The sequence below is a fragment of the Sphingomonas sp. GW821-FHT10F11 genome, assembly GCF_058809095.1.
The window spans coordinates 462,477-488,700 of the sequence record NZ_JBXASH010000003.1; the positions used below are offsets into that span (position 1 = coordinate 462,477).

General features: G+C 66.9%; 24 protein-coding genes. 11 read left to right on the plus strand and 13 right to left on the minus strand.

The features are described from left to right. Position 1: 1 nt before the first annotated feature. A complete protein-coding gene (locus AC1RT8_RS12595) occupies positions 2-883 on the plus strand; it encodes a CPBP family intramembrane glutamic endopeptidase (RefSeq protein ID WP_493075992.1) in 882 nt (293 codons plus the stop codon). Here AC1RT8_RS12595 and AC1RT8_RS12600 read toward each other — a convergent pair. Genes AC1RT8_RS12600 through AC1RT8_RS12615 form a run of 4 tightly spaced genes read right to left on the minus strand, consistent with a single transcriptional unit; the run spans position 880 to position 7,886 of the window. Beyond that, on the minus strand, positions 880-2,445 hold the full coding sequence (locus tag AC1RT8_RS12600) for a S1C family serine protease (protein WP_493075993.1): 1,566 nt from the start codon (positions 2,443-2,445) through the stop codon (positions 880-882). The genes AC1RT8_RS12595 and AC1RT8_RS12600 overlap by 4 nt on opposite strands. A 56-nt stretch (positions 2,446-2,501) precedes the next feature. Continuing rightward, entirely contained in the window at positions 2,502-4,070 is a 1,569-nt protein-coding gene (locus tag AC1RT8_RS12605) for a hypothetical protein (protein WP_493075994.1), read from the minus strand. Between the two features lie 20 nt (positions 4,071-4,090). Further along, complete coding sequence (locus AC1RT8_RS12610; RefSeq protein WP_493075995.1) at positions 4,091-5,653, minus strand: hypothetical protein; 1,563 nt, start codon at positions 5,651-5,653, stop codon at positions 4,091-4,093. Positions 5,654-5,708: 55 nt separating this feature from the next. Continuing rightward, positions 5,709-7,886: a primosomal protein N' gene (locus AC1RT8_RS12615; protein ID WP_493075996.1), complete on the minus strand. Its 2,178-nt coding sequence runs from the start codon at positions 7,884-7,886 to the stop codon at positions 5,709-5,711. A gap of 64 nt (positions 7,887-7,950) precedes the next feature. On the opposite strand from AC1RT8_RS12615, the gene AC1RT8_RS12620 reads away from it, so the two are divergent. Further along, positions 7,951-8,835 (plus strand): tyrosine recombinase XerC, encoded by an 885-nt coding sequence (locus tag AC1RT8_RS12620; protein ID WP_493075997.1) that lies wholly within the window; start codon positions 7,951-7,953, stop codon positions 8,833-8,835. Between the two features lie 51 nt (positions 8,836-8,886). Here AC1RT8_RS12620 and AC1RT8_RS12625 read toward each other — a convergent pair whose 3' ends face one another. The 6 genes from AC1RT8_RS12625 to rsmI all read right to left on the minus strand — a co-directional run bounded on the left by AC1RT8_RS12625 (position 8,887) and on the right by rsmI (position 13,563). Further along, positions 8,887-9,672 carry a hypothetical protein gene (locus tag AC1RT8_RS12625; RefSeq protein WP_493075998.1) on the minus strand — a complete coding sequence of 262 codons (786 nt, stop codon included), beginning with the start codon at positions 9,670-9,672 and terminating at the stop codon, positions 8,887-8,889. Positions 9,673-9,691: 19 nt separating this feature from the next. Further along, positions 9,692-10,405 carry a TonB-dependent receptor gene (locus tag AC1RT8_RS12630; protein WP_493075999.1) on the minus strand — a complete coding sequence of 238 codons (714 nt, stop codon included), beginning with the start codon at positions 10,403-10,405 and terminating at the stop codon, positions 9,692-9,694. A gap of 176 nt (positions 10,406-10,581) precedes the next feature. Then, positions 10,582-11,181 carry a DedA family protein gene (locus AC1RT8_RS12635; protein ID WP_493076000.1) on the minus strand — a complete coding sequence of 200 codons (600 nt, stop codon included), beginning with the start codon at positions 11,179-11,181 and terminating at the stop codon, positions 10,582-10,584. A 34-nt stretch (positions 11,182-11,215) separates the two neighbouring features. Next, entirely contained in the window at positions 11,216-12,166 is a 951-nt protein-coding gene (gshB, locus tag AC1RT8_RS12640) for a glutathione synthase (protein WP_493076001.1), read from the minus strand. A gap of 58 nt (positions 12,167-12,224) precedes the next feature. Next, entirely contained in the window at positions 12,225-12,578 is a 354-nt protein-coding gene (locus tag AC1RT8_RS12645) for a YraN family protein (protein WP_493076002.1), read from the minus strand. A 151-nt stretch (positions 12,579-12,729) separates the two neighbouring features. Beyond that, entirely contained in the window at positions 12,730-13,563 is an 834-nt protein-coding gene (rsmI, locus tag AC1RT8_RS12650; RefSeq protein ID WP_493076003.1) for a 16S rRNA (cytidine(1402)-2'-O)-methyltransferase, read from the minus strand. 10 nt (positions 13,564-13,573) lie between these two features. On the opposite strand from rsmI, the gene AC1RT8_RS12655 reads away from it, so the two are divergent. Together AC1RT8_RS12655 and AC1RT8_RS12660 are read left to right on the plus strand one after the other, a co-directional pair. After that, positions 13,574-14,761, plus strand: coding sequence for a penicillin-binding protein activator (locus AC1RT8_RS12655; protein ID WP_493076004.1), 1,188 nt, complete (start codon positions 13,574-13,576; stop codon positions 14,759-14,761). Between the two features lie 69 nt (positions 14,762-14,830). Then, positions 14,831-14,992 carry a hypothetical protein gene (locus AC1RT8_RS12660; RefSeq protein ID WP_493076005.1) on the plus strand — a complete coding sequence of 54 codons (162 nt, stop codon included), beginning with the start codon at positions 14,831-14,833 and terminating at the stop codon, positions 14,990-14,992. Positions 14,993-15,039: 47 nt separating this feature from the next. Here AC1RT8_RS12660 and hemW read toward each other — a convergent pair whose 3' ends face one another. Next, the gene (hemW, locus tag AC1RT8_RS12665; protein ID WP_493076006.1) at positions 15,040-16,200 is read right to left on the minus strand and encodes a radical SAM family heme chaperone HemW; all 1,161 of its coding nucleotides are present in this window, start codon (positions 16,198-16,200) and stop codon (positions 15,040-15,042) included. 51 nt (positions 16,201-16,251) lie between these two features. On the opposite strand from hemW, the gene AC1RT8_RS12670 reads away from it, so the two are divergent. Then, positions 16,252-16,806 (plus strand): CAP domain-containing protein, encoded by a 555-nt coding sequence (locus tag AC1RT8_RS12670; protein WP_493076007.1) that lies wholly within the window; start codon positions 16,252-16,254, stop codon positions 16,804-16,806. Positions 16,807-16,813: 7 nt separating this feature from the next. Here the strand turns inward: AC1RT8_RS12670 and rdgB are convergent, their stop codons facing one another. Further along, positions 16,814-17,434 (minus strand): RdgB/HAM1 family non-canonical purine NTP pyrophosphatase, encoded by a 621-nt coding sequence (gene rdgB / locus AC1RT8_RS12675; RefSeq protein WP_493076008.1) that lies wholly within the window; start codon positions 17,432-17,434, stop codon positions 16,814-16,816. Then, on the minus strand, positions 17,431-18,147 hold the full coding sequence (rph, locus tag AC1RT8_RS12680) for a ribonuclease PH (protein ID WP_465172202.1): 717 nt from the start codon (positions 18,145-18,147) through the stop codon (positions 17,431-17,433). The genes rdgB and rph overlap by 4 nt, the downstream gene beginning before the upstream one ends. A gap of 85 nt (positions 18,148-18,232) precedes the next feature. Between rph and AC1RT8_RS12685 the strand changes: the two genes are divergently transcribed. From AC1RT8_RS12685 to AC1RT8_RS12710, 6 genes are all read left to right on the plus strand, one after another. Next, positions 18,233-18,739 carry a DUF6438 domain-containing protein gene (locus AC1RT8_RS12685; protein ID WP_493076009.1) on the plus strand — a complete coding sequence of 169 codons (507 nt, stop codon included), beginning with the start codon at positions 18,233-18,235 and terminating at the stop codon, positions 18,737-18,739. Between the two features lie 79 nt (positions 18,740-18,818). After that, positions 18,819-19,862, plus strand: coding sequence for a heat-inducible transcriptional repressor HrcA (gene hrcA, locus AC1RT8_RS12690; RefSeq protein WP_493076010.1), 1,044 nt, complete (start codon positions 18,819-18,821; stop codon positions 19,860-19,862). A 20-nt stretch (positions 19,863-19,882) separates the two neighbouring features. Continuing rightward, entirely contained in the window at positions 19,883-20,434 is a 552-nt protein-coding gene (gene grpE, locus AC1RT8_RS12695) for a nucleotide exchange factor GrpE (RefSeq protein WP_493076011.1), read from the plus strand. Then, complete coding sequence (locus AC1RT8_RS12700) at positions 20,431-21,438, plus strand: cobaltochelatase CobT-related protein (protein ID WP_493076012.1); 1,008 nt, start codon at positions 20,431-20,433, stop codon at positions 21,436-21,438. The genes grpE and AC1RT8_RS12700 overlap by 4 nt, the downstream gene beginning before the upstream one ends. After that, entirely contained in the window at positions 21,435-22,658 is a 1,224-nt protein-coding gene (locus tag AC1RT8_RS12705) for a threonine synthase (protein WP_493076013.1), read from the plus strand. The genes AC1RT8_RS12700 and AC1RT8_RS12705 overlap by 4 nt, the downstream gene beginning before the upstream one ends. Positions 22,659-22,757: 99 nt before the next feature. After that, a complete protein-coding gene (locus AC1RT8_RS12710; protein WP_493076014.1) occupies positions 22,758-26,114 on the plus strand; it encodes a PAS domain-containing protein in 3,357 nt (1,118 codons plus the stop codon). Positions 26,115-26,224 lie beyond the last annotated feature (110 nt).

The following is a 26,224-nucleotide window of genomic DNA, read 5'->3' on the forward strand; positions in this document are numbered from 1 at the left end:
CATGGAACCGATCAAGCCTGTCACGCCGCCCAACAGCCTGGTCTGGCGCATCGTGCATTTCCCGCTCGTGCTGCTTGCCATCGGCATCGCCTTCATGATCGGGGCGGGCGTGATTTCGACCCTGGCCAGCCGCGCCATTCCGCACGCCACGAATGACTGGCTCGCGGTGCTGGCCGCGATTGTCGTCGCGGCGATCTTCATCGCCTTCTACTGCGCGTTCGTGCGCCTGGTCGAGCGTCGGCCGGTGGTCGCGGAATTCGCCCTGAACGGCTGGGCGAAGGAACTCGGTGCCGGCCTGCTCAGCGGCCTGATCCTCTTCTCGGTCGTGGTCGGGATCATTGCCGCGTTTGGCGGCTATCAGGTGATCGGCCGGCATCCCGTTTCCGTGCTGCTGCCGGTGCTCGCCATCTCGATCACCTCGGGCGTGACCGAGGAGATCATGCTGCGCGGCGTCTTCTTCCGGCTGATCGAATCCTGGCTCGGGAGCTGGATCGCCCTGATACTGTCCGCCGCGCTGTTCGGCGCGCTGCATCTCGGCAATCCCAACGCGTCGCTGCTGGCCGGCTCCGCCATCGCGCTAGAGGCGGGCGTGATGCTCGCCGCGCTCTATCTGCTGACTCGCCGGTTATGGGCGGCGATCGGGGCGCACGCCGCATGGAATTTCTCGCAGGGCGGCCTCTACGGGATCGCCGTTTCCGGCTTCAAGCAGGACGGCGTGCTCATCCCACGCATCAGCGGCCCGGACCTGCTGACCGGCGGCTCCTTCGGCGCCGAGGCGTCGCTGCCGGCGATCATCGTCTGCACGGCGTTCGGCGTCGCGTTGCTGGTCCTGGCGTATCGTCGCGACGGCTTCGTCAAGCCCTTCTGGCTGCGAAAGGCCTAGCCCGCCGACTTGCAGGAATAGACGATCTTCTCGTTCGGATAGGCGGGCAGCAGGGTGCGGATCGCGCTCTGCTGAGTCGCCAGGTTGGCGCGGCCCGCCTCGTCCGGCGTGCAGGCCTTGATCGTGACCTGCGACCGGATTTTCCGGAGCGAGTCCATCTGCGCCGCGGTCAGGAAATAGCGCTGGTTCGAATAGAGTCGCGTTGCCGGGTCGAACTGCAGGACGGAGACGGTCTGGTCCTCGGTCGGCACCAGGATCCGGTCCCATTTGCTCCCATTCTCGGCATATTGGGTGCGCCCGTTCATGCAGCCCGCCGTGCCCCAGTCGATCGTCAGATCCTCGACTGAAGATGACACGACCCGACTGCGCTCCGGCACCACGGTACACACCATCTTGCCGAGCGCCGCGGTCGAGGAGACCGCCGGCGCGTACGTCGGAGCGGTATCGGGCGGCAGGGTCACCTCGCCGCTCGGCCGGGTGAAGAACACCACCGCCGCCGCGACCATCAGCACCCCGCCGGCCGAGGCCGCCCAGATCGCCTCGCGCCGTTTGCGCCGTACCTCGAGCAACCCGCCCCCGCCGATCGCCAGCGCGCCCGCGACCAGCAGCACGGCAGCCAGCGCCATGATATTCTCGCGGTTCCGCTCGGCCGCGATCCGCGCATTGCCCAGCGCCTGCTCGCGTGCGACCGCCGCCTTGGCTGCCGCCTCCCGCTTCGCCGCATCTGCTTCGGCGGTCGCCCGCGCATCGGCCTCGCTGTCCTGCTTCACCCGGTCGAGGATGGAGGTGCAGGCCGTGCCGACCGCCGGATAATCCTGTTTCGCCTCGCGCAGGAACGCCGCGACTTCCGAATCGGCGATGGCGAAGCCGAAGCTCGAATCGCCTTCCTCGCCCTTGGCGAAGGACGAGTTCACCCCGATCACCCGCCCGCACGGATCGAGCAAGGGCCCGCCCGAATTGCCCCGCGCGATGTTCGCGGTGTGGAGCAGCACATCGACGCCGGACATGGTCCGCCGCCCCGAGAATACGCCCTCGGACCGGATCGGCGACAGCGGATGGATATAGTCGACCGCGGAGCGCGCCGTCGCCAGATCGACATTGCCCGGATAGCCGAGCGCGGTAACCGGCGCGCCCTCTTCGACCGGCCCGGTATAGAGCGCGACCGTCGGCAGCTTCGTGCCGGTGAACTCGATCAGTGCGAGATCGCGCGCCGCATCGATCGCGATGACCTTGCCCTCATAGCTCTTGGCGCCCTCGGACGGGACCACGCCGACCACGACATTGTCGGGATAGCGCTTGGCCAGGTCGACGACATGGGCGTTGGTGACGATCCGGTTGGGCGTGATCGCGAAGCCGCTGCCATGGCCGAACCCCACCACCTCGTCATCGACCACCGCGATGGTGACGATCCGCACCACCCCGCGCCCGGTGGCGGAGATGTCGTCGGCGCGCACGGGCGCGGAGGCCCCGGCAAGGGCGATGAGCAGCGCCAGCGCGCCGAAAAGGGCACGGCGCAGGGCGGCGGGGAAAAGGGCGATCGGCATCGTCGGCGATTCTGACATCAACCGGCCCTCCGGGACAGGGAAAACGCGCGCGACGAACCATCGTCGCGCACGCTTCAGCTTTTCTTGTCGCCCGGTTTCGCCTTGGCGTCGTCCGCCTCCTTCTTCTTGGCGCTATCCGCCTGCAGCACCGCGATCGCCGCCGCGGTGCCACCGCTGTCGAGTGCCGCGATCACCCGCTTCGCCTGATCGGCAAGGTCGCCGCCATGCGGGCTGTACGCGATCGGCTCGATCGCGACGCGTGCCTCCTTCGTCATCCCGTCCTGCAGGAATATCCGCGATGCCTCCAGCCGCAGTACGGTATTCTGCGGCGACAATTTATAGGCATAGAGCAACGCGTCGCGCGCACTCTTCGGCGCGCCCTGGCCCGCCTGCCCGAAGCTCTCGAAATAGAGCTGAGGTGCCCAGGAATAGAGCGGGTCGATCTTGTTCGCGGCCAGGAACCACCGCCGGGCCGCGGTCCAGACGGCGGGGTCCTTGTTCTGCGCCTTTTCGGCGATCTCCATCTGCGCCTTGCCCTTGTAGATCAGCGCATGAACCGACTTCGGATCGGCCGCCAGGGCGCGGTCGGCGGCGGCGTTGGCCTCGGCCAGGTTGCCCGCATCGAATTCCGCCTCGGCCAGCGCGTTCTGTGCGCCCGCATCATTGGGATAGGGTGCGGCGAGTTGCCGGGCCTGCACGAGCACTTCCCTGGCCAGCTTCGCGTCGACCCCATTCTGCGATCGCATCCTGGCAGGCATCACCGCCGCCTCGCCCGGGGAAAGCGCACGCACCGTAACCTCGCCGATCGGCAATTTGGCAGCGGCGAGCGTGGCGGCTGGAAGTGTCTTGCGCGCGCCATAGCCGTTGAGCTTGAGGTCGAGTGACGGCGCGACGCCGATCAGGCTGGCCGCTTCCGCAGGCGTTTTCCCGGTGTTGATCGCGCCGATATAGGCCGCGAGCTGCTTCGCGCGGTCCGGATCGAACATCAGGAAATGGGTCAGCAGCCAGGATCGCCCGTAGAAGATCTGGGTCTGCATGGTATCGTGGGAATCCGGCGCGCCGGCCACCAGCTTTTCGACCGGCAGGTCGTTCATGCGGTCGATGCCGTAGCTGCGATAGCCCGGAACCGCGCCGATCACGACGCTGCCGTCATCCCGCTCCCGCGCCGTCGCGAACAGCTCGGCAAACCCTTCGCTGAACCATTGCGGGAAGACCACATCGCCCCAGTTCGAATACATCAGGTGATGCGTATATTCGTGCTGGAGCACCATGCGCGGCGTTAGCGTCTGGCCGGAATCCGACGGGCTCTGTGCCGGAACGAAGGCGATGGGGCCCGATGGCATCTCACGGCGATAATAACCGCCGACATTCCGATTCTTGTCCCCCAGCATCTTCTGCACGTCGGCCATCGTCGGCAGGACGAACACGACAACCCGTGCGTTCGGCCCGACCTGACGCTCCTTGAGGTTCAGCGCGACGCGGACGGCGCGGTCGAACCGCTCGAGCCGGGTGGTCATGGCCTTCACATCGGCCGGTTTGTCGTCCGCATAGACGATGAAATGCTCGGACGTGCCTTCCTGCCACTCGGCGCTTGCCGCGGACGGGATGAGACAGGCCAAGCCCAGAAGAATAGTACGAAACATGCGCCCCCCCGATGATTGTGTCATTTTGCCTTTTCCTGCTCGCCCTGCAGCTTCAACAGCCGGTCGAGCATGTCCCGTGGCGTTTCGTGCTTCACGCTTCCGGCCAGGCGCGTCTTCTCCTCGTCCTTGTCGCGTTCGGCTCTTTCCTTCGCCGTCAGATTGTCCTTCTCGGTAAAGGCGGCGAGGCGGATGACGTTGATCGCATCCTTGATATCGCCATGCGCTTCGAAGCTGGCGGCAAGCTGATACCGGATCTCGGCCGCCGCGGGCACCAGGTCGAGCGCCTTGTACAGGGCGTTGTGCGCGTCGGCGCTGGGCTTGATGCCCTGCATGCCGAAGCTGTCGAAATAGGCCTTCAGGATAACGGTATCTTCCGGCGCCTTGCGCGCGGCGTTGACCATGAGGCGCCGCGCGGCCGTCCAGGCCGCGGTGTCGGTCGATTTGGCTTCGCGCAACGCGTCCATCTTCACCAGCGCCTGATTCAACAGTGCATGGGGATCGTCGGGCGCCAGCGCGGTCCAGCGGGCGACCGACGCCTCATAATCGGCACGATCGTTCGCCAGGCGGTCGGCCTCGGCGCGCAGTCGCAAGGTCCATGGGGTTTCGCCGCCCTTGGCGGCATCGGCGCGGACCTTCGTTGCAAACTGCTTCGCATCGCGACGGGCGATGCCGGCATAAAGCTTCAGGTCGTCCATCACCATTGCGGCACGGTCCGCCGGCAGTTCCTCGACGGTGACCGGCGGGATCGAGATCGGCTTGAAGGTGATGTAGGTCGCGGGCAGGCGGTTGCGGCGGCTATAGGCGATCAGCTCCGAATTGAGTTTTCCAAGATCGCCAAAGGCTTCCTTCGCCGCATCCTCGAAGGATTTGCCCGCGTTGATCTCGGCCAGATATTTGGCGAGCTGCCCGTCGCGCTTGCCGCCGAGATGGAGATAATGGGTCAGCAGCCAGCCTTCGGCATAGAGTGCGCCGAGATTGCCTTTCATGTCGTCATAGCTGTGCGCTGCCAGGATCTCCTGAACCGGCGTCCAGGATTCCTGGCGCAGCGTGTAATAGCGGCTCTGCGACATCGTTCCCAGAATCGCGTCGTTGGTGTCGTCGATCCTGGACGCACCGATAAACTCGGCAAAGCCTTCGACGTACCAGGGCGGATAGGCCACGTTATAATACTGGAACATGAAATGATGGGTCAGCTCGTGGAACAGAACGAGCTGCGACGAAAAGCCGTGCCCGGCATCGCTCTCGCGGCTGATCACCGAATAGGGGCCACGCGGGCTCGCGTCGTAATAGCCCGCCACGCCTTCCTGCGGAAACGGCATGGTCTGCTGCACGTCGTAATAGCTGCGGACGACGAAGACCTTGACCTTGATGCCGGGCTTGTCCTTGCTCTTGTCGAGCCCGGTCATCACATGCTGCATCAGGTTCAGCTTTTCCAGGCGTTCCGCCTGGCGGCGGATGGTCGCTTCGTCGTCCTCGCTATAGACGATGAAATGCGTCGATTCCGCCTTGCGCCATGTGGCCTGGGCTACACCCGGCACGAGGCACGCCAGCGCCACCAGCGGCGCCATCACTTTGCGAATCATCAAAATCCCCCCAACCTCAAAAGGTCATGAGCATCTTTCTAGCGAGCTGAAAGTCCTAGAGAAAGCTGTATGGATCCACATCGACCACGACTCTGACCTTGCTCGGCCAGTCGAGCTTGCCGAGCCAGTCGCGGATCACGTCCTGCACGTCGAGCGCACGCCGCGCATGGACCAGCAGGCGATACCGGTGCCGCCCGCGCAGCATGGCAAGCGGGGCGGGGGCGGGGCCGTACACCTCCATCGCCTCCAGTTTCGGCGCGGTGCGGCCGATCAGGGTGGCGATCTCCTGCGCCGCGGCCTGGTCCTCGCTCGACACCACGATGCCGGCGAAGCGCCCGAACGGCGGGGCGCCCGCCTCGCGGCGGGATTCGGTCTCCGCTTCGTAAAATGCGTCGGCATCGCCGGTCACCAGCGCGCGCATCACCTGCGCGTCGGGGCTGTGCGTCTGGATATAGACATGCCCCGGCTTCTCGCCACGCCCGGCTCTTCCTGCGACCTGCATGATCTGCTGGAAGGTGCGTTCGGACGCGCGCAGGTCCCCCCCGCCCAGGCCCAGATCGGCATCGATCACCCCGACCAGCGTCAAATTGGGGAAATGATAGCCCTTGGTGACCAGCTGGGTCCCGACCACGATGTCGATATCGCCAGCCTCCATCCGGTGGACGAACTCCGCCGCCTTGGCCGGCGACCAGATCGTGTCGGAGGTGACGATCGCGGTCTTGGCGGTCGGGAACAGCGCGCGCACCTCGTCGGCGATCCGCTCAACGCCAGGCCCGACCGCGACCAAACTATCCTCGTTGCTGCATTCGGGGCACGCGCGCGGCACTGGCTCGATATGGCCGCAATGGTGGCAGGCCAGCCGCGCGACCAGCCGGTGCTCGACCATCCACGCGGTGCAATTGGGGCATTGGAACCGGTGCCCGCAGGTCCGGCACAGAGTCAGCGGCGCATAGCCGCGCCGGTTGAGGAACAGCAAGGATTGCTCGCCCCGCTCGAGCCGCTCCTCGATGCCCTTCACGATCGGCGGCGCGATCCAGCGGCCGCGCTCGGGCGGGTTGGCGATCAGGTCGATCGCCTCGATCGCCGGCATTTCCGCCGCGCCCCAGCGGCCGGGCAGTTTCAGTTCGGCATAGCGCCCCAGCGCGACCTGCTGCCGGGTCTCGATCGCCGGCGTGGCCGAGGCGAGGATCACCGGGCATTTCTCGAACAGCCCGCGCATCACCGCCACGTCGCGCGCATGATAATGCACGCCTTCTTCCTGCTTGAAGCTTGTCTCATGCGCTTCGTCGACCACGATCAGGCCGAGATTGGCATAGGGCAGGAACAGCGAGGACCGCGCGCCCACCGTCACCAGCGCCTGCCCGCTGGCGATCGCCCGCCATGCCCGGCGGCGCTGCGACTGGCGCAGGCCCGAATGCCAGGCGACCGGCGCAACGCCGAAGCGCGCGGCGAAGCGCTGCAGGAACGGTTCGGTCAGCGCGATCTCGGGCAGCAGCACCAGGGTCTGCCGCCCGGCGCGGATCGCGGCGGCGACTGCCTCGAAATAGACCTCGGTCTTGCCGGAGCCGGTGACGCCGTCGAGCAAGGTCGGCTGGAATGCCGCCGCCTGGACATTGGCGATCAGTGTCTGCGCGGCGGCGCGCTGGTCCGGCGACAGGGCCGGCACGCCATGTTCGGGATCGGGCACCGGGAACGGGCTGTCGATATCGACCTCGATCGCTTCCAGCGCGCCGGTCTTCACCAACCCCCGGATCACCGCGTCGGACACATCGGCGGCCAGCGCAAGTTCGCGGATCAGCCCCTGGCGCTCGCCGATCCGCTCGATCGCCTGTTCGCGCTGCGGGGTCAGCCGGTCGGGCACCAGACCGGTCGCGCGATATTCGGTGACGGTCCGCCCGCCCTCGAGTGCCGAGGTCGAGGCAAGCGCCATGCGCGCGACCGAGGCGGGTGGCGCGAGATAATAATTGGCGGTCCATTCGATCAGCCTGCGCAGCGGGGCCCCGAGCGGCGGCACAGGCATCACGCCGACCAGGTTGCGCAGCCGGTTGTCGCCGACTTCGGCGTCGGACGGCATATTCTCCGGCTCCCACACCACGCCGATCAGCTGGCGTGGCCCCAGGGGCGCGACGACGATCGACCCCGGCTCGACCGTCATCCCATGGGGAATGCGGTAATCGAGCGGGCCGAGCGCTGAATTCATGACGAGGACGCGGGCGCGGGACACGGCGCCCATATGGCGGCTCGGCGGCCTCGCGCAAAGCTTCCGCAAGCAACCGCTTCGGCGCTATGGTCGGAGCATGTCCGGTCTCGCCCCCGAATTCGCCGATCATCTGCGCCGCGACCGGCGGCGATCGATGCATACCATCCGCGCCTATGAGGCGACGGCCAACCGCCTGATCCACTTTCTCGAAGGCCATTGGGGTGGCCCCGTCTCGCGCGAATCCCTCGCCAGGGTCAGCGCCGCCGATCTGCGCGCCTATCTGGCGCAGCGTCGCGGGGAGGGGCTGGGCAATGCGTCCGCGGCCAGGGAATTGTCGGCGGTGCGCGGCTTTCTGGCCTTTGCCGGCGGGGCAGGGGCGACGCCCCGGGTGAAGGGGCCGCGCGTCAAGAAGGGGGTGCCGCGCCCCGTCTCGCCCGACGAGGCGGTCGCGCTGGCCGAGGATGTCGAGGAGAATGCCGCCTTGCCCTGGATCGGCGCGCGCGACTGGGCGGTGTTGATGCTGCTCTACGGCGCCGGCCTGCGCATCGGCGAAGCGACCGGGCTGACCGGTGCGGTGCTGCCGCTTGGACAGACGCTGAGCGTGACCGGCAAACGCGACAAGACCCGGATCGTCCCGCTGCTGCCCCAGGTGCGTGCGGCGATCGAGGCCTATGTCGATATCTGCCCCTGGCCGATCGCGCGTGACGCCGTGCTGTTCCGCGGCGCCAAGGGTGGGCCGCTGGCGCCCGGCATCATCCGCCGTTCGGTCCAGGCGGCGCGGATTCGCTTGGGCCTACCCGAACGGACCACCCCCCATGCGCTGCGCCACAGCTTCGCGACGCATCTACTGGGGCGGGGGGCCGACCTGCGCGCGCTGCAGGAACTGCTTGGCCATGCCAGCCTCAGCTCGACCCAGATCTACACCGCGGTCGATGCCGCGCATCTGCTCGACGTCTATCGCAACGCGCATCCGCGCGCCTGACGATCAGAATAACGCAGCCGATATACCCAATGCGATTCAAATGATCGAAGATTACTTTCTGATCGAAAATCGGTAGGGAATGTAAAGAAATACCTCGGTATTGCTCACTTGCTTCCAGGCGATGCTTTCATCCAGGCCGGTGACGTCCAGGCCATAGTCCGGTCCGTAAAATTCGACGGCGTGTTTGGAACCGGTGGCGATACGGCGATAGATTTCGTCGCGATATTGTTCGGGATTGATGATCGTGAGGGCCAGTTCGCCCTTCTGCTCGATCTGCGAGCGACCGGTGGCGGGGACGGATTTGACAAAGCCGTTGATCTTCTGCTGGGCGCTGCCAATCGAGCCGTCCAGTTTTGTCTTCACCTTCAAACGCACGGTCGCCGTGCTTCCATCATCCTCGAACGCTGCCTCCGATCCGTTTTCGTCGTCATCGTCTGCGTCTTCGTCGGTCGAATTGAGCTTGCCCGCGAGGGCGGGGAACTGGTCCTGCCAGTTGGCGCGCGTGACCTCGACCAGCTCGAACTGACCGGTGACAAGGCTGAATCCGTCGCGTTTCGCGCGGTCGATCGCGTCGAGCAGCATCGCGTGGACCTCGCGCTTCCGCATTCCCTCATCGCGCGAGTCCGAGACGATCTCTATGGTCCGCACCGCCGAATCCGCCATCCGTTTCAATCCGATGACCGGAGGCTGCTGGATGACGGTGGCGGGTCCTGAAAGGCTGTTTAGCCGCGTGCCAGTGACAAGGATCTCACCGAGACCCCCGCTATCATCCTGCGCGAGGGTTGGGCTAGCGACAAAAGCCAGGCAGCCGAGAACGGCGAAGGCAAATGCTTTCATTGCTTCTTTCCGATCAGAATCATTTGGGAACGATCGTGTAGCGGTAGGGCACATAGAGGAACACATCGGTTCCGCTCACCTGTGACCAGAAGACCTGCCCGTCGACGCCGCTGACCTGGACGGCATAGTCGGGGCCGAACATCGCGGCATAGTGGCGGGCATTGTCAGCCACCAACTTTACGATCGCGTCGCGATACTGGTCGGGGTTGACGATGGTAAGCGTCAACACGCCCGCCCTGTCGATCGTCCCGCGGCCCGTACGCGGAACAGCTTTGATGAAGGCATCGAGGCGCTGTTCCGCGGCGGCGGTCGATCCGGCGAGCTTGACCTTGACCATGAGGTTCGCCTGGCTGGTATCCACGCGTCCCGCCGATCTCAGGGGCAGATCCTGGTAGCTCGCCCTGGTGATCGGGATCAGTTCGAAGTTGCCCGTAACCAGTTCGACCCCGGCGGCAGCGGCGCGATCGAGCGCCGCAAGCAACATGGCGTGAATTTCGCGCTTGCGGGTTGCCTCATCGCGCGAGTCCGACGAGATCGCGAGTTGCAGCACCGCCGAATCGGCTTGCCTGCGAAGCCCGACCACGGGGCGATCCTGTTGAGCAAAACGCGCGTTGAGCCGGTTGGAGGTAACAACGACTTCACCCAGGCCGGGAGCATCCGAATCTTGCGCAAGTGCCGGAACGGTGGCGGTGCCAAGAATTGCCGCCGCCAGAAAAAATCCTGGTTTCATCATCTTCCCCTCCCGACGAGAAGGTTCGGTCGTTTCGGCAGGAATGGCAAGCGCAAAGGGCAATTTTCGGAATCGAATGATTCCAGTCTGATGGCTTGAGCCAATCAGCCGCCAGGGGATTGTCGGCGGTTCCGCGGGCTCAGGACACTGGCTTCGCCGGAAAGCCAGGAAGGAGGGTGCTAATGGCGCGGTTTCCAGGTGAACAGGCGCCAGACATAGACCAGCAGGATCCCGGCCATGATCGCCACCGCGCCGGGTCCGATGAACCGGTCCAGCTGATGGAAATTCGCGCCGAGATAATAGCCGCCCCAGGTCAGGAAGCAGTTCCACACGATGCTGCCCGCCGCCGTCCACAGCAGGAAGCGCCAGCGCGGCATGCAGGTCATGCCGGCGGGCAATGAGATGATCGTGCGGAAGGCCGGCATGAAGCGGAACACGAAGACGATCCACTCGCCGTGCCGCGTGAAGAAAGTGTGGAGCCGCTCGACCTCATGCCAGTCGACGGTCAGCCAGCGGCCGTGCCGGTCGACCCATGGCTTCAGCCCGAGATAGCCGAAGCGCCGGCCCAGCGCGTACCAGAAATAATTGCCGACGACCGTCCCCGCCGTGCCGACCGCGATCAGCGGCACAGCCTCCATCTGCCCGCGCGCGACGGCGATGCCGCCCAGCCCCATGATCACCTCGGACGGGATCGGCGGGAAGACATTCTCCAGCACCATCAGCAGGAAGATGCCGAAATATCCGCCCCAGGCGGTCAGATCGATGATGAACTCGGTCATTGAAACTCCCCCTCCCGCAAACGGGAGGGGAGAATCAAGCACGCCCGACCTTCGCCTCGATCGCATCCCAGATCAGGCCCGCCACATCGGTCCCGTCGAACCGCTCGATCGCGACGATGCCGGTGGGCGAGGTGACGTTGATCTCGGTCAGCCACTTGCCGCCGATCACGTCGATACCGACGAACAGCAGCCCGCGCTTCTTCAGCTCGGGCCCGAGCACCGCGCAGATCTCCTGCTCCTCGGGCGTCAGCACGGTCTTCTCGGCCGACCCGCCGACCGCGAGATTGGACCGGATCTCCCCTGCGCCCGGCACTCGGTTGATCGCACCCGCGACCGCGCCGTCGACCAGCACGATGCGCTTGTCGCCCTTCGCCACATCGGGGAGGAAGGCCTGGATCATGTGCGGCTCGCGGTACGCGGTGTTGAACACCTCGATCAGCGCGGAGAGGTTGGCGCCGTCGCTGCCGACCTTGAAGATCGCCTTGCCGCCATTGCCGTGCAGCGGCTTGACCACGATCTCGCCGTGCTGGGCGAGAAAGGCCCGCGCCTCGTCGAGCGACCGCGTGACCAGGGTCGGCGGCATGAAACGCGCATAGTCGAGCACGAAGACCTTTTCCGGCGCGTTGCGTACGTTCACCGGGTCGTTCACCACCAACGTCTCGTGCGCGATGCGTTCGAGCAGATGGGTCGCGGTGATATAGCCGAGGTCGAAGGGCGGGTCCTGCCGCATCAGCACGACATCGGCCTCTTTGCCGAGATCGAGGCTGATCGGCTCGCCGAAGCTGAAATGGTTGCCGGCGACACGCTGCACCGTCACCGGATGCGCCCTGGTCCAGACTCGGCCGTCGGCATAGTTCAGGTCCTCGGCGGTGTAGTGGAACAGCTCATGCCCGCGGGCCTGCGCCGACAGCATCAGCGCAAAGGTCGAATCGCCCGCGATGTTGATCGAATCGAGCGGGTCCATCTGGACGGCCACGGTGAGCATCTAGGGACCTCTTGTTCGTGCGGTGGTGGCGGCGATGTAGGGTGCGCTCGCGCGGAAGTCACCCGATCCACGCATTCTCGATATGGCGCGGCCGCGTGCCGGGCGCGAGCAGGATCACGTCGACGCGGATGTCGTCGCCCGGCCCGGCATATTTCGGCATCAGGAACTCCGCCGCCGCCGCGACCCGCGACAGCCGCCGCTCGTCGATCGCGAAGTCGAGTTCGGCCGAGGTCTTGCGCATCTTCACCTCGACGAACGCAACGAGGTTGCCACGCCGCGCGACCAGATCGACTTCGCCCGCCGGCGTGCGCACGCGCCGGTCGAGGATGCGCCAGCCCTTGAGCCGCAGCCACCACCCGGCCAGCCGCTCGCCACGGCGGCCGGCAGCTTCGGCAACACGGCGGTCGCGCACCACTAATTCCTCCCCGGAACGGGGAGGGGGACCACGAAGTGGTGGAGGGGCTTGGAGCGCGGCAACGTGGCAGCGCTCCAAGCCCCTCCACCACCCGCTGAAGAAGCGGGCGGTCCCCCTCCCCCTGTGGGGGAGGAATGAAAGAGGCCCATCACCCCTTCATCTCCAGCGCCCGCGCATAAAGCTCCTTGCGATCCACCCCGAGCTTCTTCGCCACTTCGCTCACCGCCTTTGCCATCGGCAGGCGGGTCAAAGCCTCCACCAGCGCCGCCTCGGCATCGTCCACGCTAGCCGCCTCGGGCTCCCCCGGCGGCGCCACCACCACGACGATCTCCCCCCGGGGCGGCGCATCGGCATAGCGCGTGGCCAGCGATGACAAAGTCCCCGTCACTGCCTCTTCGAACTTCTTGGTGATCTCTCGCGTCACCGCCGCTTCGCGGTCGCCCAGTCCCTCGGCCAGCGCCGCCAGCATCGCCCCCAGCCGCGGCCCCGATTCGTACAGCACCAGCGTCGCCCGCACCGATCCGATCTCGGCGATCGCCGCCGCGCGCGCCTGCGCCTTGGGCGGCAGGAAGCCGCAATAGAGGAACCGGTCGGTCGGGAGTCCTGCGAGAGTCAGCGCGGCGATCGCGGCGCAGGGGCCGGGAATCGTCACCACCAGATGCCCCGCCGCCCGCGCGTCGCGGACCAGCTTGTAACCGGGATCGGAGATCAACGGCGTTCCGGCATCGGACACCAAAGCCACCGCCTCGCTGCCCATCCGCGCGATCAGGCCCGGGCGGACATGTTCGGCATTATGGTCATGATAGGGTGTCATTGGCCGTTTGACGCCGATATGACGCAGCAGGCCCGCCGTCACACGCGAGTCTTCGACCGCAACTACGGCGGCGTTCGAGAGTATATGCGCGGCGCGCGGGCTCAGATCGCCAAGATTGCCGATCGGGGTGGCAACGATATAGAGACCGGGCGCGAGTTCGGCGTTCATTGGAGCAGTCATGGCAGAGGCCCTATCGATACCGCAACGGGGAGCGAAGCTCCTTCGTGCAGCAATCATCGCCGGCACACTGGTCCTGAGCGCCTGTCAGTCAGTCGTTCCGCGCGGCCCCGGGCCCGTCGCGCCGCCGCCGCCGCGCCCCGTTCAGGATAGCGGGCAAATCCAGCCCGGCATCCCGGTCGACGTCGCGCGCCACCGCGTCGCGCTGCTCGTGCCGCTGACCGGCACCAATGCCGGGGTCGGCCAGAGCCTCGCCAACGCGACCCAGCTCGCCCTGCTCGATACGAAGAACGAGAAGGTGCGGATCACCACCTACGACACCAATGGCGGTGCCGCCGCCGCCGCGCAACGCGCCCTGGCCGAAGGCAACAAGCTGATCCTCGGGCCGCTGCTCGGCGAGGATGTTCGCGTGGTGACGCCGATCGCCCGGCGTGCGGGCGTGCCCGTCATCAGCTTCTCCAACGACGTGACCGCCGCCGGCAACGGCGCCTATCTGATGGGCTATGCGCCCGCCCAGGCGATCGAGCGCGTGGTCGACTATGCCAAAGGGCGCGGCGTCACGGATTTCGCCGGGCTCGTCCCCAACGGCACCTTTGGCGAGCGTGCGTCCACCGCATTCCTGCGCTCGGTCGAAAGCGCGGGCGGGCAGGTGCGCTCGCTCCAGACCTATGACCGCGCACCCGGCGCGATCACTACGGCGATCACCCGCCTGGCGCAGAATGCACCGTTCGGCGCGGTGCTGATCGCCGATAGCGGCGCGACCGCGGCAACCGCCGTCCCGCTGATCCGCCGCAACGGCGGGGCGACCGCGCATATCCTGGGCACCGATCAATGGAATCTGGAAACCTCGATCACGGGCCGGCCGACCTTGAGCGGCGCCTGGTTCGCCAGCGTGTCGGACACTCTCTACCGTCAATATGCCGCGAAATACCGCGCCCGCTTCGGTGCCGCGCCCTATCGGCTGTCGAGCCTCGGCTATGATTCGGTGCTGCTGACGGTGCGTATCGCGCGCGACTGGCCGGTCGGCAGCCCGTTCCCCGAGGCGCGGCTGCGCGATACGGGTGGTTTCGTCGGTATCGACGGCCCGTTCCGCTTCGGCCGCGACAGCGTCGCCGAACGCGCGCTCGAGGTGCAGGAGATCCGGGCCGGGACGACCGTGGTGGTCTCGCCGGCGCCGACCGGTTTCTGATTCAAATCGCCCGCGAGACATAGGATCAAAGAGCGAATCGGGCGCCTGGCGTCCGGTTCGCTCTTTCTCATGGTCGATGATGTGTTGGACGGTTTTTCCGCGATTCCAGCCAAAAAACAGCGGAAAAATGCGGCATTTTCCGCTGTTTTTTCCGCTGTTATCCATAACAGCGGTAACGCGGCGCAAGTGACTGGAAATAAAGGCGTAATTAGCCGCCAAAATCCAACATAACAGCGGAAGAAAAAAAGAAACCGGAAAACGGCGCTTTTGTTGGACGCTCAGGCGGCGTCGTTGACGATCTCGGGCAGGATCGCATCGAGCAACAACATGCCCGCTTCGGTCACGGTCAGATGGTCGCCGTCTCGGACAAGCAGCCCCTGTTCCTGTAACCGGACCGCGGCGGGCCAGTGGATCAGGGCATCGACACTCGTCTCGCCCAGCCGCGCGATCCGCGCGAGATCGACACCCTCGCGCAGGCGCAGCCCCATCAGCAACGCTTCGGTCGCGCGGGTATGCGGCGCGAGCGCTTCCTCGCTCTCGGTGCCGTGCTGGTTGCGCTCGATCGCGCTCATCCAGTTTTCGGGCTTCTTGCGGCGCACCGTGGCCAGCCCGCCGCGCCGGCCATGCGCGCCCGGCCCGATCCCGGCATAGTCGCGGTAGCGCCAATAGGTCAGGTTGTGCCGGCTCTCGGCACCTGCCCGGGCATGATTGGAGATCTCATAGGCGGGGATGCCGGCGGAGGCGGTGATCGCCCGCGTCGCCTCGAACAGGTCGGCGGCGCTGTCGCCGTCGGGAATGACGATCCGTCCCGCCGCTGCCTCGGTGGCGAAGCGCGTGCCGGGTTCGATGGTGAGCTGGTACAGCGACAGATGCTCGGTGCCGAAGCCGATCGCCCGGGCCAGCTCCGCCTCCCAGTCGGCCAGCCGCTGGTCGGGCCGGGCATAGATCAGGTCGAAGCTCACGCGCTCGAAAGCCCGTTGCGCGGTGTCGAGTGCTGCCAGCCCCTCGGTCTGGTCGTGTGCCCGGCCGAGGAACTTCAATGCCTGGTCGTCGAGTGCCTGAAGGCCGAGCGATACGCGGTTCACCCCCGCCGCGGCGATATCGGCGAAGCGTGCCGCTTCGACCGAGGAGGGGTTGGCTTCGAGCGTGATCTCGATATCGGGCGCGAAGCCCCAGGCCTGTTCCGCCGCCTCGATCACCGCCGCCACCGTTTCGGGCGGCATCAGCGAGGGAGTGCCGCCGCCGAAGAAGATCGAGCCGAGCGTTCGGCCCGGCAGCTGCTCCGCTTCGTGATGCAGGTCGGCGAGCAGGGCGGCGCGCCACGCCGCCTGGTCGACCTCGGCGCGGACATGGCTGTTGAAGTCGCAATAGGGGCATTTCGACACGCAGAACGGCCAATGGACATAGAGCGCGAGCGGCGGCGTTTGGGGATCGGTCATGCGCGCCCCATATGATCGTGCGAACGAGGCCAGGGAAGAGGCAGGGCGAAGATGCGGTTTCTGCTGATGGCGCTGGTGGTGCTGACGGGCTGCTCCGCCGCCGCCCCGCCCCAGAGCGAGCGGGTGATCGAGGAGCGCGGCTTCTCAGGGGTCGCCCCGCGCGGCGAGGCGCTGATGCGCCAGGCGATGATCGACGCGCATAACCGCGCCCGCGCCGCGGCCGGAGTGTCTGCGCTGGTCTGGAACCCGACCCTGGCGGCTGACGCCGAGCGCTATGCCCGCGAACTGGCGCGCACCGGCAAGTTCGAACATGCGGCACAGCCCCCGGGACCCGGGCGCCAGGGCGAGAATCTCTGGACCGGCACCCGCGGCGCCTATCGCTACGAGGAAATGGCCGCCCACTGGGTCGACGAACGCCGCGACTATCGCCGTGGCCCGACCCCGAACTTCAGCGTGACAGGGCGCTGGGAGGATGTGGCGCATTACACCCAGATCATCTGGCGCCGCACCACGCAGTTCGGCTGCGCCACGGCGAGCAATGCGACGGACGACTATCTTGTGTGCCGCTACACGCCGCCGGGCAACGTGGTCGGGCAGTTCCCATAAAGGGGTTTTAGAGCACTGCCGCCATCATCGCATCGAATGCCCGTGCGCGGTGGCTGATCGCCTTTTTCGCATCGGGCATTTCGGCGAAGGTCTGCTCGCTGCCTTCGGGCACGAAGATCGGGTTGTAGCCGAACCCGCCGGTCCCGCGCGGGGGCCAGACGAGCGTGCCGTCGACCCGCCCCTCGAACCACTCGACATGCCCGTCGGGCCAGGCGAGCGCGAGTACGCAGGTGAAATGCGCATCGCGGCTTGCCTCGGGGCCTACCGCCTCGATCGCATCGTTGACCCGCTGCATCGCCACCCGGAAGTCCTTGCCTTCGCCCGCCCAGCGCGCGGAGAAGATTCCCGGATCGCCGTTCAGTGCCTCGACGCACAGGCCGCTGTCGTCGGCGAGCGCCGGCAAGCCGGTCAGGTCGGCTGCCTGAAGCGCCTTCAGCTCGGCATTGGCGAGGAAGGTGGTTCCGGTTTCCTCCGGCTCGGGCAGGTCCAGCTCGGCGGCCGAGACCGGCTCGATCCCGTACGGGCCGAGCATTTCGAGGATCTCGCGCACCTTGCCGGGGTTGTGGCTGGCGATGACGAGCTTGCCGGGGGCGAGCTTGCGGATTGCCTGGGGCGGGACTTCGGTCATTTCGCGACGGCCCTGGCCTGGGCGGCGAAGATGTCCGAACAGCCGATCCGCGCGAGGCGGAGCAGGCGGAGCAGCGCTTCCTCGTCATAGGTCGCGCCCTCGGCGGTCGCCTGTGCCTCGGCGATGTTGCCGTTCTCGAGCAGGACGAAGTTCGCGTCCGCATCGGCGTTCGAATCCTCGTCATAGTCGAGGTCGAGCACCGGCGTGCCGTTATAGATGCCGCAGGAGATCGCCGCGACCTTCTGGCTCAGCGGGTCGACCGTCAGCTTGCCCGAAGCGAGCAGCCCGTCGATCGCGAGCCGCAACGCGACCCAGGCGCCCGAGATCGAGGCAGTGCGCGTGCCGCCGTCTGCCTGGATCACGTCGCAATCGAGCACGATCTGGCGCTCGCCGAGCAGCTTCATGTCGGTGACGGCGCGAAGGCTGCGGCCGATCAGCCGCTGGATCTCCTGGGTGCGGCCGGACTGCTTGCCCTTCGCCGCCTCGCGCTGACCGCGGGTATGGGTAGCGCGCGGGAGCATGCCGTACTCGGCGGTGACCCAGCCTTCACCCTTGCCGCGCAGGAACGGCGGGACCTTCTCCTCGACCGAGGCAGTCACCAGCACCTTGGTGTCGCCGAAGCCGATCAGCACGGAGCCTTCGGCATGACGGGTGAAGCGCGGCTCGATCGTGATCGTGCGCATCTGATCGGGGGCGCGGCCGGATGGGCGCATGGGGGAATCTCCTGAAACTGGGCCTCGCCACCTAGACGGCGATCGGGGATTGCGCCAGTCTCCTGCGCGCGGCCATGACGGGGTGATGATGGCGATGCGATGGATCGTTGCTGCGGCGCTTCTGTTCGCGGGATGCGCGCAGGCGAAAGAAGGGCTGGGGATTCCGGCGTCGGTCAAGGGCGAGGCGATCACCTATGAAACCAGCCAATGCTTCGGTCGCTGCCCGGTCTACAAGGTGACGGTGCAGCCCAGCGGCTACGGCACCTTCGTCGGCGGACGTTTCACCGCGATGGAGGGCAGGCACCTCTTCTGGCTGACCGCGAAGGACTATCGTGCCTTCAGCGAGAAGATCGCGCCCTTCCGTCCCGAAAGCGGCCTGTGGCGGATCGTCGACGGCGATCCGGGTTGCGAGCAGTCCGGTACCGACAGCCCCTATGTCACCGTCACCTGGCGCAACGCGGCGGGCGATATCCAGCAGTTCCAATATTATTATGGGTGCAACAATTATAACGGCGACAATCCGATCGCCGTGGCGATGAGCGAGGCGCCGCTTCTGTTGCCGATTGACGATATGGTCGGGTGGAAGAAGTGAAGCGCCGCAGAATGATCGGCCAGTGCCGGGGATGACAAGCGGCGTTGAGACGCGCATCGTCCGCCCTTACATGACTCCCATGTCCGCCCCCCCGATCACTGAGCTCAACGAGCGCGCGCGCGATGTGTTTCGCGTGGTGGTGGAAAGCTATCTCGATACCGGCGCGCCGATCGGGTCGCGGACGATTGCGCATCTCTCCGGCCTCAACCTGTCGCCGGCCTCGATTCGCAATGTGATGCAGGATCTCGAGGAGCTGGGCCTGCTTGCCTCGCCGCATACCAGCGCGGGGCGGCTGCCGACCGAGATCGGCCTGCGCCTGTTCGTCGATGGGATGATGCAGGCGCTCGAACCCTCGGCCGAGGAGCGCGCCGCGATCGAATCGCGCGTGTCGCAGGTCGGGCCGGTCGAGGAAGCGCTCGCCGCGACCACCGCAGCGCTTTCTGGTTTGTCGGCCTGTGCCGGGCTGGTGCTGGTCCCCAAGCGCGAGCTGGTGCTGCGCCAGATGAGCTTCGTGCCGCTCTCCGCCGATAAGGCGCTCGCCGTGCTCGTCGCCGAGGATGGATCGGTCGAGAACCGCGTGATCGATCTTCCCCCCGGCGTGTCGTCCTCATCGCTGGTCGAGGCGGGCAATTACATGACCGCGATGCTCTCCGGCCTGACCATCGGCCAGGCGCGCGCCCGGATCGAGCGCGAGATCGGCGAGGAGCGCGCGCTGGTCGACACCGTCGCCCGCGCCCTGGTCGAACGCGGTCTGGCGATCTGGAGCGAGGACGGCAATCGCCGCCCGGTGTTGATCGTGCGCGGCCAGGGCCGGCTGATCGACGCGGCCGCCGCGGCCGACCTCGAGCGGATCAGCGATCTGCTCGACGATCTGGAGGGTAAACAGGATATCGCCCGGCTGCTCGACAGCGCCGGCGCCGGCGATGCGACCCGCATCTTCATCGGCGCCGAGAATAAATTATTCTCGCTTTCGGGGTCATCCGTCATTGCGAAACCGTTCCGCGGCCTTGATGGACGCGTGGTCGGCGTGGTCGGGGTAATCGGGCCGACTCGGTTGAACTATGCCCGCGTCGTGCCCATGGTGGATTTCACTGCCGCGACACTCGCGCGGCTCATGCCCTAACAGGATCGAAGCGACACAAGATGATCGAAGACGAAAAGATCGAAACGCCCACCGCCGAAGACCTGCGCGAGGAGACTGCGCAGGATGCCCCCGAGCTTGCCGAGCATGATCGCATGTCGAAGCTCGAGGCCGAACTGGCCGAAGCGAAATCGGCGGTGCTGTACGCTCATGCCGAGGCACAGAATGTCCGCCGTCGCGCCGAGAAGGAAGCGGCCGATGCGCGTGCCTATGCCGCGACCGCGTTCGCACGCGACCTGCTGTCGGTCGCCGACAATCTCGCCCGCGGGCTCGAGGCGATCCCGGCCGAGCTGCGCGACGACGAGAAGCTGAAGAGCGTCGTTGCCGGCCTGGAAGCGACCGGCCGCGAGCTTGAATCGGTGTTCCAGCGCCACGGCATCAAGAAGATGAGCACACTCGGCGAGACGCTCGACCCCAATTTCCACCAGGCGATGTTCGAGCTGCCCAGCGACAAGCCGGCCGGCACGATCGTCCAGGAAATGCAGGCAGGGTACATGATCAAGGACCGGCTGCTGCGCCCGGCGCTGGTCGGGGTGGCGAAGAAGCCCGAGTGAATTCGGCGGGGGGCGATCTGGGCGAATGGCTCAGGCTGGCCCTGCCGCTTTTCCTTAGCGGGCTGATCTACTGGCTGGTGGCCCGGCGGGGCGGGTGGCGACGGGAAAAGACCATCGCCGTCGAGGATATCGGCGACCCGTACCGCGTCTATACGCGCGACCACGACCGGACGCTGGCGGCGAAGGACGTGCCCGCGGCGCTACGAGGCCATCGCCTGGATGGTGCGCAGATCCGAGCGCTCCGCGATCCCGACTTGTGGGCCGAAGAGGTCCATGCCTCCCGGGCGATCCTCGCCACCTACACGCGCGATCGCTCCGAGCAGCTGCGTCAGGCACTCGCGGCCGACCTCGCCGCGGCGGCGCCAAGGGACTGGGCGGTCTGCATCCTGGTCGACCAGTCAGGGTCGATGCGCGGCGATGGCATGCGTCACACCGCCGCCGCGACGCGGTGGCTGGCCGATAATCTCCACGCGATGGGTCTGCACACCGCGTTGCTCGGCTTCACCACGCTAGGCTGGAAAGGGGGAGAGCCGCGCCAGCATTGGCTGAAGGCCGGCCGTCCGGAGCGCCCGGGCCGGCTCTGCGCGCTGCTGCACATCGTCTATCAGGATTTCGGCACGGCTCTTTCGGAGGGTGCCTGGGAGGTGATGCTGCGCCCGGATTTGCTGCGCGAGAATGTCGACGGCGAAGCGCTTGACTGGGCCTATGGGCTGCTCAAGGTGCGTACCGAGCCGCGCAAGCTGTTGCTGGTGATCTCGGACGGCGCGCCGGTCGACGATTCGACGCTGATGCAGAATGGCGGCACGTACATGGAGCGTCACTTGAGATCGGTGATCCAAACGATCGAAGCGGACACCTCAGTCACTTTGGCTGCGTTCGGGGTCGGCTTCGAGGTCAGTCGCTATTATCAACGCTCGGCATCCGTCGCGGAAATCCCCAAGCTGCCGGAGACCTTGTCCGGCCTGGTCACAAGAAGCATCGTTGAAATGGTCCGAAGCCAATGAACGAGAACCTCACCACTGATCGCCCGACCTTCGTCACGCACCTCGAATGCTCGATGACGGGTGAGCGCTACGAGGCCGACACCCTCCATGGCCTGTCCCGCGTCGGGCGGCCGCTGCTGGTGCGTTACGATCTCGCCATGCTCCGCGCGATGATCCCGCGGGCTATGGTCGCCGCGCGGCCGACCGACATGTGGCGCTGGCGCGAGCTGCTGCCGGTGCGCGCCACGCGCGACGTGGTCAGCCTGGGCGAGATCGAGACTCCGCTGGTGCCGATCCCGCGCTCCGGCGGGCCGAACGTGCTGGTCAAGGACGAGGGGCGGCTGCCGACCGGATCGTTCAAGGCGCGCGGGCTCGTCATGGCCGTGTCGATGGCCAAGGCGCTTGGCGTCAGGAGGATCGCGATGCCGACCAACGGCAATGCCGGTGCGGCGCTCGCCGCCTATGCGACGCGGTGCGGGATCGAGACGATCGTCTTTTGTCCCGACGACACGCCCGAGATCAACGTGCGCGAGATCGCGTTGCAGGGCGCGCGGGTCTACCGCGTCAACGGGCTGATCGACGATTGCGGGGCGATCGTGGGCAAGGGGGCGGCGGCGGGGCTGTGGTTCGACTTCTCGACCCTTAAGGAGCCGTATCGGATCGAGGGCAAGAAGACGATGGGGCTGGAGTTGGCCGCTCAGTTCGGCTGGAAGCTGCCCGACGCGATCTTCTACCCGACCGGCGGCGGCACCGGATTGATCGGCATGTGGAAGGCGTTCGAGGAGCTGGAGAAGCTCGGCTGGATCGGCTCGCAGCGGCCGCGGATGTTCGCGGTGCAGGCATCGGGCTGTGCGCCGATCGTGCGGGCGTTCGACGAAGGCGTCGAGCATGCGGAACGCTGGGAGGATGCGGCGACCGTCGCCGCGGGCATCCGCGTGCCGAAGGCGGTCGGCGACTTCCTGATCCTGCGCGCGGTGCGGGAGAGCGGCGGTCAGGCGATGGCGGTGGGCGATCCGGCGATCCTCAAGGCAGTGGACGATGCCGCGAAGAAGGACGGGCTGCTGCTCTGCCCCGAAGGCGGCGCGACGCTCGCGGCGTACAAGGAGGCGCTCCGCACCGGGCTGGTCGATGAAGACGAACGCGTCGTCCTGTTCAACTGCGCGACCGGCCTGAAATACCCGATGCCCGAGGCGAACGACACGCTCGACCGCCATGCGGAGATCGACCTGGCGGCGCTCTAACCTTCTCCCGCGCGCTTCACGCCTTGTTGACAGGAAAGGGGCCAGTGCTCACGGGAGGCCATGGCCGGACATGCCGGCCGCGGTGCAGATCGAGGCCCGATGCCCAAGGCTTCCGTTCCTGATGCGCAGACCGGCCCGGCGGTGACGCCCGCGCTCGGCTTCCTCGACGGCGGCGGGGAGATGGGCGCGCTGATCCGCGGCTTCGACTGGTCGGATCACCCGTTCGGCCCTCCACAGGACTGGCCAATGGCGATCAAGGTCGCGGTCAGCCTGTGCCTCCATTCCAGCTTTCCGATCGCGCTCTATTGGGGCCCGGAGCTTCGGCTGCTCTACAATGACGCCTCGGCGAAGGTGACCGCGGATCGGCATCCCTGGGCGCTTGGCCGCCCCGCCGCCGAGGTGCGGTACGATAGCTGGCACCTGGTCGGCCCGCAGCTCGAAGCGGTGCTCGAGACCGGCGAAGGCTATTCGACCTCGAACCAGCACATCCCGATGGTCCTGCATGGCGTGATGACCGATACCTGGTGGACCTACAGCATCTCGCCGATCCGCGACGAGAATGGCGTGGTGCTGGGCGTGATGAGCCAGGGCCATGACATGACCGCCCAGGCGCTGGCGGAGGCGTCGTCACGCGCCAGCGAGGAGCGGTTGACCATGGCGCTCGCCGCCTCGGGCAATGTCGGCACCTGGGAATGGGACCTGGCCAGGGATATCCTGGTCGGCGACGAACGCATGGCGCGGCTCTACGGCGTCGACCCCAGGCTCGCGCGGGAGGGAGCGCCGGCCTCCGCCTATATCGCGCATATCCATCCGGACGATTATCTGCCGTTCAGCCAGGTGATGCAGGCGGCTTTCGTCCAGGAAAGCCCGGTCTCGACCGAATATCGCCTGGTCCTGCCCGACGGTACCGAGCGCTGGCTGGCAGTGCAGGGGCGAAGCCGCAACGGCCCGGACGGGCGGCCGCAGCGCTTCTCGGGCGTCACGCTCGACATCACCGAGGCGAAGCGAAGCGAGGCGGCCCTGCGCCACGCCAAGGACGAGCGCGAGTTCATCCTGGCGCTGGTCGAGCGGCAACGCGCGCAGCAGGACCCCGACGATGTGATGCAGCTCACCGCCGAGGCTGTGGGGCGCAGGCTCAAGATCAACCGCGCGGGCTTCTTCCAGGTGATCGACGACAGCATCATCCAGTATGGCGCATGCTGGGCGAGCGGGCTGCCTCCGCTGGTGGGGTCGGTGCCGTCGGCCAGCTTCGGCACCGAACTGGGCACGGTGATCCGCGCCGGCCGGACGCTCGTCTTCGGTGCGCCGACCGACACGCTGCGCCCCATAGACGCCGCGCTTGATACGACCGGTTCGCGCGCCGGGATGAGTGTACCGCTGGTCCGTGACGGGCGGTGGGAAGCGGGCTTCTATCTGAGCCATGCCGAGCCGCGTGCCTGGACGCCGGGCGAGGTCGCGCTGGTCGAGGAGGTGGCGCAGCTCTGCTGGGACGCGGTGGCGCGCGTGCGGGCCACCGCGCGGCTGCGTGCGATGAACGAGAGCCTTGCCGGGGAAGTCGCTGATCGCACCGCCGAGCGCGACCGGATCTGGGAGGTGAGCCAGGATCTGCTCGGCGTCGCCGACCCGGACGGCACCTGGCAGAGCGTCAATCCGGCCTGGACTCGCGTGCTCGGCTGGTCCGCCGATGAGATCATCGGCAAGCGCCTGGCCTGGATGCTCCACCCCGAAGACGTCGAGCGCTCGCAGGAACTGGTCGCCCGGATTGCGCGGGGCGAGCCCGTTTCCGGCTTCGAGAACCGGTTCAGGACCCGGGACGGCGACTATCGCACCCTTTCCTGGCGGGGCAATTTCGCTGAAGGGCGGATCTACGCCACTGCGCGCGACGTGACCGACGAGCGGCGCCGGCAGGAGGTGCTGCTCGCCGCGGAGGAGCGGACCCGGCTGGTGCTCGAGGCGATGGATGGCGTCGGGGTGTGGACCTATGATGTCGCCGCCGACCGTTTCAGCAGCGATGCGAGCTTTGCCCGACTTTATGGTTTCGACGCGTCGCAGCAGTCGGGCGGCGTGACGATGACGGAGGTGTTGGCGCGCATCCATCCCGACGATCTCGCCAAGGTGATGAAGTCGATCGCCGATGCGCGCGATGCGACCGACGATGGCGAAATCGAATATCGCGTACTCCGCCCCGACGGATCGATCCGCTGGATCATGACACGCAGCCATATCGTGCTGGGTGAGGACGGGATGCCGGAGACGGCGATCGGTGTTGGTGTCGACGTCACGCGGCAGCGCGAGCTGGAGGACCGACTGCGCCAGGCGCAGAAGATGGAGGCGGTCGGGCAGCTCACCGGCGGGCTGGCGCATGACTTCAACAATCTGCTGACGGCCATCTCGGGCGCGATGGAGATGATGCAGATGCGGCTGAAGCAGGGCCGGGTCGCCGATCTGTCGCGCTATATCGGCGTCGCGCAGACCGCGTCGGGGCGGGCCGCCGCGCTGACCCACCGGCTGCTCGCCTTTGCCCGGCGCCAGCCGCTCGACCCCAAGCCGATCGACATCAACCGGCTGGTCGCGGGCATGGAGGATCTGGTTCGCGGCACGGTCGGGCCGGGCGTTCAGGTCGAGGTGGCCAGCGCGGCGGGATCGCTGCCGACCCTGGTCGACCCCAACCAGCTCGAGAACGCGCTGCTCAACCTGTGCATCAATGCGCGCGACGCGATGCCCGACGGAGGCAGGCTGACGATCGCGACCGGCATGGTCCTGCTCGACGACAAGGCGGCGCGGGAACGCGACCTGATTCCCGGACCGTATCTGACGCTATGCGTCGGCGACACCGGGACCGGCATGACGCCGGAGGTGATCGCGCGGGCGTTCGATCCCTTCTTCACGACCAAGCCGATGGGGCAGGGTACGGGGCTTGGCCTCTCCATGATCTACGGTTTCGCGCGCCAGTCCGGCGGGCAGGTGCGAATCGAGTCAGTGGTCGGGCAGGGCACGACCATGTGCCTCTATCTGCCGCGCCATGACGGCCCGATCGACGATGACGGCCAGACCGGCGGATCGCGCGAGGCGCCGCGCAGCAACCGGGGCGAAGCGGTGCTGGTCGTCGACGACGAGCCCGCGGTGCGCATGCTTGTGACCGAGATCCTCGGCGAACTGGGCTATGCCGCGATCGAGGCCGGCGACGGGCCTGAGGCGCTGGCCGTGCTGCAGTCGGAGGCGCGGATCGACCTGCTCGTCACCGATGTCGGCCTGCCCGGCGGGATGAACGGCCGGCAGGTGGCGGACGCGGCGCGAGCAGCGCGGCCGGGCATACCGGTGCTGTTCATCACCGGGTTTGCGGAGAATGCGGTAGTTGGCGACGGGCCGCTCGATGCGGGGATGGAGCTGGTGACCAAGCCGTTCTCGATGGAGGCGCTGGCGGCGCGGATCAGAGATATGATTGCCAGACACTAACCCCACCCCTTCAGGGGAGGGGCAAGGGGTGGGGCAGCGGCGAGCGGGGCTCGATGCCCCGATCGGCGCTATTTGCGCGGAGGTTGTTGAGTCTTTTGAGCGCGCGGACG

Bases quoted from the DNA above. Each gene is read 5' to 3' on its own strand.
- AC1RT8_RS12595 (WP_493075992.1), top strand. From the start codon at position 2: ATGGAACCGATCAAGCCTGTCACGCCGCCCAACAGCCTGGTCTGGCGC.
- AC1RT8_RS12600 (WP_493075993.1), bottom strand. From the start codon at position 2,445: ATGTCAGAATCGCCGACGATGCCGATCGCCCTTTTCCCCGCCGCCCTG.
- AC1RT8_RS12605 (WP_493075994.1), bottom strand. From the start codon at position 4,070: ATGTTTCGTACTATTCTTCTGGGCTTGGCCTGTCTCATCCCGTCCGCG.
- AC1RT8_RS12610 (WP_493075995.1), bottom strand. From the start codon at position 5,653: ATGATTCGCAAAGTGATGGCGCCGCTGGTGGCGCTGGCGTGCCTCGTG.
- AC1RT8_RS12615 (WP_493075996.1), bottom strand. From the start codon at position 7,886: ATGGGCGCCGTGTCCCGCGCCCGCGTCCTCGTCATGAATTCAGCGCTC.
- AC1RT8_RS12620 (WP_493075997.1), top strand. From the start codon at position 7,951: ATGTCCGGTCTCGCCCCCGAATTCGCCGATCATCTGCGCCGCGACCGG.
- AC1RT8_RS12625 (WP_493075998.1), bottom strand. From the start codon at position 9,672: ATGAAAGCATTTGCCTTCGCCGTTCTCGGCTGCCTGGCTTTTGTCGCT.
- AC1RT8_RS12630 (WP_493075999.1), bottom strand. From the start codon at position 10,405: ATGATGAAACCAGGATTTTTTCTGGCGGCGGCAATTCTTGGCACCGCC.
- AC1RT8_RS12635 (WP_493076000.1), bottom strand. From the start codon at position 11,181: ATGACCGAGTTCATCATCGATCTGACCGCCTGGGGCGGATATTTCGGC.
- gshB (WP_493076001.1), bottom strand. From the start codon at position 12,166: ATGCTCACCGTGGCCGTCCAGATGGACCCGCTCGATTCGATCAACATC.
- rsmI (WP_493076003.1), bottom strand. From the start codon at position 13,563: ATGAACGCCGAACTCGCGCCCGGTCTCTATATCGTTGCCACCCCGATC.
- AC1RT8_RS12655 (WP_493076004.1), top strand. From the start codon at position 13,574: ATGGCAGAGGCCCTATCGATACCGCAACGGGGAGCGAAGCTCCTTCGT.
- AC1RT8_RS12660 (WP_493076005.1), top strand. From the start codon at position 14,831: ATGGTCGATGATGTGTTGGACGGTTTTTCCGCGATTCCAGCCAAAAAA.
- hemW (WP_493076006.1), bottom strand. From the start codon at position 16,200: ATGACCGATCCCCAAACGCCGCCGCTCGCGCTCTATGTCCATTGGCCG.
- AC1RT8_RS12670 (WP_493076007.1), top strand. From the start codon at position 16,252: ATGCGGTTTCTGCTGATGGCGCTGGTGGTGCTGACGGGCTGCTCCGCC.
- rdgB (WP_493076008.1), bottom strand. From the start codon at position 17,434: ATGACCGAAGTCCCGCCCCAGGCAATCCGCAAGCTCGCCCCCGGCAAG.
- rph (WP_465172202.1), bottom strand. From the start codon at position 18,147: ATGCGCCCATCCGGCCGCGCCCCCGATCAGATGCGCACGATCACGATC.
- AC1RT8_RS12685 (WP_493076009.1), top strand. From the start codon at position 18,233: ATGATGGCGATGCGATGGATCGTTGCTGCGGCGCTTCTGTTCGCGGGA.
- hrcA (WP_493076010.1), top strand. From the start codon at position 18,819: ATGTCCGCCCCCCCGATCACTGAGCTCAACGAGCGCGCGCGCGATGTG.
- grpE (WP_493076011.1), top strand. From the start codon at position 19,883: ATGATCGAAGACGAAAAGATCGAAACGCCCACCGCCGAAGACCTGCGC.
- AC1RT8_RS12705 (WP_493076013.1), top strand. From the start codon at position 21,435: ATGAACGAGAACCTCACCACTGATCGCCCGACCTTCGTCACGCACCTC.
- AC1RT8_RS12710 (WP_493076014.1), top strand. From the start codon at position 22,758: ATGCCCAAGGCTTCCGTTCCTGATGCGCAGACCGGCCCGGCGGTGACG.